Source organism: Pseudomonas sp. BF-B-26, assembly GCF_019956495.1.
Classification (GTDB): Bacteria; Pseudomonadota; Gammaproteobacteria; order Pseudomonadales; family Pseudomonadaceae; genus Aquipseudomonas.
Genome location: NZ_JAHBDP010000027.1, coordinates 1 through 5916, shown reverse-complemented (window position 1 = coordinate 5916; position 5916 = coordinate 1). Strand labels below are relative to the sequence as shown.

Genomic DNA, 5916 nt, shown 5'->3' with positions numbered 1-5916 from the left:
GGATTGTGGCGGGTGCGGTGGTGTTGGCGGGTGTGATGGTTGTCAGCAAGCTCTTCAAGGCGATTAAAGGCTGAAGCCGGGTACCGTCCGAAATGTGGGAGCGGGCTTGCTCGCGAAGGCGGAGTGTCAGTCGACAGCTATGCTCAATGACACTCCGCCTTGGCGAGCAAGCCTGCTCCCACATTTGATTTGTGACTGACATGAAAAGGGCCATTCGATTCGCATCGAATGGCCTTTTTTGTTGCCGATGACTTACTCGGCGATCTGCAACTTGCGCGACTCGGTGTAGACGTAGCGCACTTTCTCGTACTCGAATGGCGAGTTCAGCTGGCCATAGCGGAAGCTGTTCTGGTGGCGCTTGTCGATGCCACGCAGGACCCAGATTTCCGGGTGGTTTTCGCTGACATCGGAGACGTTCAGGAAGTTGATCGCCGACTCTGCGGTGAAATCGACCGCCAGGCCCCCGGTGTCGCGGATGTTCGAAGGGCCGAGGATCGGCAACACGAAGTAGGCGCCGCCCGGCACACCGTAGAAGCCCAGCGTCTGGCCGAAGTCTTCGCTCTGGCGCGGCAGGCCCATGGCGGTGGCCGGGTCCCACAGACCGGCGATGCCTATGGTGGTGTTGAGGAGCAGGCGTGCGGTGGTTTCCATCGAACGCTGCCCCTTGAACTGCAGCAAGCTGTTCAACAGGTTCGGCACATCACCGAGGTTATTGAAGAAGTTGCTGACACCGGTGCGCAGGAAACTCGGCGTGATGTAGCGATAGCCATTGACCACCGGCAGGAACACCCATTGGTCGAAACGGTAATTGAAGTGGTAGACGCGGCGGTTCCACTCTTCCAGCGGGTCGTAGACGGCCAGCGCGCTAAGCGTCGAGCGTTCGAACTCGCGCTGATCCAGCCCCGGGTTGAATTTGAGTTTGCTCAGCGGCTCCTTGAAGCCGTCACTGTCAATCACAACCGGTGCGTTGGCTTTGCTGTTGTCGGCATTGGCGACGCCTGCGCAGAGTAGCGCTGCGATAAGCAGGAGGTATTTAGCCACGGAAGAACTCCAGCATGGCGTCGCTGTTGACGCGGTAATTAAGGTTGCCGCAATGGCCGCCCAGTGGATAAACGGTCAAACGATCGCCAAAGGTCTTGCGCAGGAACCCAAGGTCGCCAGGGCCGAGAATCACGTCGTCGGCGTTATGCATGACGGCGATTTTCGGGCTGTCGTGCAGGTAATCCTTGAGCGCGTACAAACTGACCTGGTCGATCAGTTGCAGCAGGCTGCCGCCGTCGGTGCGGGCGCGCCACATCGGGATGACCTGTTCGGTGATGTAACAGTCGAAATCGCACTGCAGCGCGCGTTTGAGGAACGGCGTGAGGGTGGTGCCTTCGGTGATCGGGTATTTCGGGGGAGTGATCAGGCCGCGGCGGTTGATCAGGTCCGAGGTGAAGGCAATGTCGGCTGCCGAGAAGCGGAACGAAGTGCCGATCAGCATGGCCATCTGTTCGTTGCTCAGGTGCTGCTTGGACTGCTGGAAGTCGTAGAGCAGGGCATCGTTGAGGTCGATGTAGCCTTTCTGCTGGAAGTAGCGAGTCAGTTTGTTCAGCACCAGTTCATAGAACGTTGTGCTGTTGTTGATGCCCTTGACCTCGGTCTGGACCAGCTTGTCGAGGTTGGTGATCGAGGTGTAGAGGTTGACCGGTGGGTTGAGCAGCAAGACTTTCTTGAAGTTGAAGCTGCGGCGGGTTTCATCCAGGTGCGCGACGAACGCCGCATCCAGTGCGCCCAGGCTGTAGCCGGTCAGGTAGTAATCGGTAACGTCCACATGCGGGTTTTGTGCCCGTACGGCCTGCATCACCCGGTACATGTCCTCGGCGTCTTCCTTGGTGATGCCGGGTGTGGCAAAGCGTGAGGCGGCGCTCATGAAGTCGAAGCTGGTGGGCGACGACAGTTGCACCACGTGGTAGCCGGCCTTGTAGTAGAGCTTCTTCAGGTATTCGTTAAGGCTGCTGTCATAGCGCGCGCCGGTACCGGCGATCAGGAAAATCAGCGGAGCGGCTTTATCCTGGGTGGCGATGCGGTAGGTGAGTTTCTTCACTGGCCAGAAGTTGTCCGGCAAATCGAATTCACGCTCCGGGCGTAACCTGACGCTACGGGTTTCCTGATTGATGTCATCGTCCAGCGGCAAGTCCGGACGCAGGTCCGGCGGTGTCGTCGCGATGGTCGCCTCGAACGGGTTGGTCAAGGGGTAGCCATAACTGGCGGCGTCGATGTCCGCCGCCAGTGCGGACGCACTCAAAATAAGGCCGCCAAACAGGGCGGCGAAGCGCAAGGAACGGAGCATGACTAGATCCCTTAGAGAAAGGTGCCAAATGAAGTTCGCAGGCTATGACCACGGGGTTTGCGCCAAAGTGCCATGGGTCGGCACCAATCAGGGCTAATTTCGGAGTAATAGTAGCTGGACGATACACTTTGCAGCGATTTGGTGGCCAATTATCTGTCACATGCGTTTGCTTAGCGCTGGCGGGGGATTAAGCTGGCCGCCGTTTTCGTTTATTGGAGTGTTTCATGTCCCGCCGTCTGCCTGTGATTCTGCTGCTCGTTCTCCTGCCGTTATGGCTGGCCGCCAGTTATGGCGCGCGTTATGGCTTTATGGAGGATGCTCAATGGGTCGGCATCTGCGTGGACGAAGCGAGCCGCTGGGAATGCCAGGTTCGTTCGAGCCTGGGCTTGATGATTCACTTCAATGTCTTGGGCTTCGCGGCATTGGCGGCAGCCGTAATCGGGTTTGTGCTGCCGGGCCGGGCCGGGTGGTGGTTGGCGGTGCTGGCGCTGGTGTTCGGGTTTCCGGCGTTGGCGTTGTACAACACGACGTTGGCTGTTTTTGCGGTGGTGATTGCTGGATTGCGTCTGGTCCGGGCTTCCCGCAGCGTCTGATGGTCAGTCTTCGCGAGCAAGCCCGCTCCCACAGGGTTCTTCAGCGAACACAGAATTTGTGTACGACAAAGATCCCTGTGGGAGCGGGCTTGCTCGCGAAGAGGCCGGCAGCCGCAATGAAGATCAGCTTTTACGAACCCGCAAACTGCGCCACAACGCTGCAACCATCAACACACTCGCCAGCGCCCAACCCCAGGCCTGCTGATTCTGCAAGCCTTCACGATAAAGCTGCGGCGCAATGCCTGCACCGATGATGAAGGTCAGCAGGGCAATCTCCCGGCGCGGCACACTCACCGGGCGGCACAGATAAACCAGCGCCGGCAGGATGAACGCGACACTCGGGAAACTGCGATAACGCGGGTCGAACACCAGCTCCAGCATCGTCACCGCAGCGGCAAACCCGGCCACCGCGAGCAACCAGCCCGCCCGACGTTCCAATGCATTGAACGCGCGTCCGCGCCAGCCGGTGCGAGCGCTCAGGGTCAGTGCCGCATGGGCCAGCACCAACACATTCAGCGCTGTCAGCAAAGCGACCCACAACCACTCACTGGTAAACCGCGTAGTGACACGGGCCAGGTCGCCCCAGGCGCCAATCGAGCAAGCGGCCAGCGCACCGAGCAGCGGTAGAACCAGCGCTGCGCGAGTGCTGCGGACACGGCCGCCGAGGATTAACGTGCCAAGGAAAATCAAACCACCCACCGTCAGCCATTGCGTCCAGTAAGGCACGTTCGACACCGGACCGGCGAGCACGCCCTTGTCCTGGCGATCGGCATCGAACAGCCCCCAGTAACCACCGACCGCACCTTCGCTGGCGCGTTTCCACGGCTGGTCGAAGGCTTCGATCAGGTTGTAATGCCAGCCTTGCTGCTCCGCCATGATGACAAAAGCGCGAATGAACTTGGCTTCATTGACCCGGCTCGGCAGGGCGGTTTCACGCTGACGGCCTTCGCTGGGCCAGCCGGTTTCGCCAATCATCACGTCCTTGGGTGCGAACTTGTTGCCGAACACCTGACGTACCTCGGCCACATGCTGCAGGGCGGCGTCGATATTCGACGGGTCATCTTCCCAGTACGGCAACAAATGGATGGTCAGGTAATCCACCGCAGGGGCGATTTCCGGGTGCTTGAGCCAGAACTCCCAGACGTCGGCGTAAGTGACAGGTTGTTTGACCTGGCTTTTTACCTTGTTAATAAGCTTGGCCAGTTGCGCGCCAGTGACTTCCTTGCGCAGCAAGGTCTCGTTGCCGACGATAACCGCGGTCACCACGTCGGCGTTGGCATTCGCCGAGGCGATCAGCAGGTCGACCTCTTTCTCGGTATCGACCGGGTTGCTGTTGACCCAGGCACCGATCATCAGCTTCAGACCATGCTTGCGCGCCAGATCAGGCAGCGCCTCCAGGCCGGTCATGGAATAGGTGCGGATGCATTCGAAGCTTTTGGCCAGCAGCGCGAGGTCGGCGTCCATGCGCTCGGGGCGCAGCTTGAACGGCTGATCGAACGGCGATTGGTCCTTGTCGAACGGGGTGTAGGAGGCGCATTGCAGCTTGTGCGTCGCGCTGGCCACATCCGGCAGCACCACCGGTTTACCGAGGCCATACCAGAAGCCACCCAGGGCAAAAAGCCCCAGCAGGCAGGCGAATAGATAAGCAAAAAAAGGAAAGCGGGATGTCGCGGGCATGGTCAGGCCGTCTGGGAGCAAAGCCGCGCATGTTACCTTCATTTGCCGCGTGCTTGGTGGCCTGCATACTTTTGACATGCAAAGTTTGGGCGGATTGGCGGGCAGACTTCCGGTGGTCTAAATTAATGGCGTTCTGATGTCGTTTCTCGATGCCTTGAGGTCGCTGGCAGAGAAGGTCGCCATTGTCTTGAGGTTGATTATCGAGACGTCAGTACTCCGCTGATGTTCGGATGAGTTTGCGGTGGGCGTGATGGGGGCGCTGTGCACCATAACAATACGTTGACGCGACTCGGCATCCGTCGAGCGCAGCACTTTCGGGGAAGTAACGATGAAGATGCGACGACTCTTGGGCGCAGGTGCCGCTTTGGTGCTGGCGATCAGTTCTACTGTGGCCAGCGCTGAAGGCAAGGCAGTGACTATCGGTTATGTTGACGGCTGGTCGGACAGTGTTGCCACGACCAACGTGGCCGCTGAAGTGATCAGGCAGAAACTCGGTTATGACGTGAAACTGCAAGCAGTCGCCACCGGGATCATGTGGCAGGGTGTGGCCACAGGCAAGCTCGATGCCATGATGTCTGCGTGGCTGCCCGTGACTCATGGTGAATACTGGACCAAGAACAAGGATCAAGTCGTCGATTACGGTCCGAACTTCAAGGACGCAAGAATTGGCCTGATCGTGCCGGAGTACGTCAAAGCTAAAAGTATTGCCGATCTGAAAACCGACGACAGCTTCAAAGGTCGCATTGTCGGCATCGACGCTGGTTCGGGTGTGATGCTCAAGACCGAGCAGGCCATCAAGGACTACGATCTGACCGGCTATCAACTCAAGGCCAGTTCCGGCGCCGGCATGATTGCCGAGCTGACCCGTGCCGAGAAGAAAAACGAATCCATTGCTGTCACCGGTTGGGTGCCGCACTGGATGTTCGCCAAGTGGAAACTGCGCTTCCTGGACGACCCGAAAGGCGTTTATGGCGCGGCTGAAACTGTAAACAACATCGGCAGTAAAGAACTGGCAACCAAGGCTCCGGAAGTTGCCAAGTTCATGAAGAACTTCCAGTGGGCGTCGAAAGACGAAATCGGCGAAGTCATGTTGGCGATTCAGGATGGTGCCAAACCTGAAGCCGCTGCGAAGGATTGGGTCGCCAAACACCCGGAACGCGTTGCAGATTGGACTAAATGATTTGAGCTGACGCGTCTGGTCAGCACTTCTCAAGGCCGCTTGGCATAACCGCCAAGCGGCCTTTTGTTTTTCCATGTGGGAGCGGGCTTGCTCGCGAAGGCGGTGTCACATTCAACATTATCGTTGACTGAGGC

General features: G+C 58.7%; 5 protein-coding genes. 2 read left to right on the top strand and 3 right to left on the bottom strand.

Annotated elements, in window-relative coordinates:
- Window positions 1-252: 252 nt before the first annotated feature.
- Together KGB03_RS02285 and KGB03_RS02280 are read right to left on the bottom strand one after the other, a co-directional pair.
- A complete protein-coding gene (locus KGB03_RS02285) occupies window positions 253-1041 on the bottom strand; it encodes a VacJ family lipoprotein (RefSeq protein WP_223526190.1) in 789 nt (262 codons plus the stop codon).
- Complete coding sequence (locus KGB03_RS02280) at window positions 1034-2332, bottom strand: hypothetical protein (protein WP_008145579.1); 1299 nt, start codon at window positions 2330-2332, stop codon at window positions 1034-1036. Before KGB03_RS02280 ends, KGB03_RS02285 begins: the two co-directional genes overlap by 8 nt.
- 224 nt (window positions 2333-2556) lie before the next feature.
- Here KGB03_RS02280 and KGB03_RS02275 point away from each other — a divergent pair, with 224 nt between their 5' ends.
- Window positions 2557-2925 carry a hypothetical protein gene (locus KGB03_RS02275; RefSeq protein ID WP_033056055.1) on the top strand — a complete coding sequence of 123 codons (369 nt, stop codon included), beginning with the start codon at window positions 2557-2559 and terminating at the stop codon, window positions 2923-2925.
- A gap of 123 nt (window positions 2926-3048) precedes the next feature.
- Here KGB03_RS02275 and KGB03_RS02270 read toward each other — a convergent pair whose 3' ends face one another.
- Window positions 3049-4644: a beta (1-6) glucans synthase gene (locus KGB03_RS02270; RefSeq protein WP_223526188.1), complete on the bottom strand. Its 1596-nt coding sequence runs from the start codon at window positions 4642-4644 to the stop codon at window positions 3049-3051.
- A gap of 286 nt (window positions 4645-4930) precedes the next feature.
- Here KGB03_RS02270 and KGB03_RS02265 point away from each other — a divergent pair, with 286 nt between their 5' ends.
- The gene (locus KGB03_RS02265; protein WP_111451923.1) at window positions 4931-5782 is read left to right on the top strand and encodes a glycine betaine ABC transporter substrate-binding protein; all 852 of its coding nucleotides are present in this window, start codon (window positions 4931-4933) and stop codon (window positions 5780-5782) included.
- The last annotated feature ends 134 nt before the right edge of the window (window positions 5783-5916 follow it).

Coding starts and splice junctions, on each gene's coding strand:
- KGB03_RS02270 (WP_223526188.1), bottom strand. CDS start 4,644: ATGAAGGTAACATGCGCGGCTTTGCTCCCAGACGGCCTGACCATGCCC.
- KGB03_RS02275 (WP_033056055.1), top strand. CDS start 2,557: ATGTCCCGCCGTCTGCCTGTGATTCTGCTGCTCGTTCTCCTGCCGTTA.
- KGB03_RS02280 (WP_008145579.1), bottom strand. CDS start 2,332: ATGCTCCGTTCCTTGCGCTTCGCCGCCCTGTTTGGCGGCCTTATTTTG.
- KGB03_RS02265 (WP_111451923.1), top strand. CDS start 4,931: ATGAAGATGCGACGACTCTTGGGCGCAGGTGCCGCTTTGGTGCTGGCG.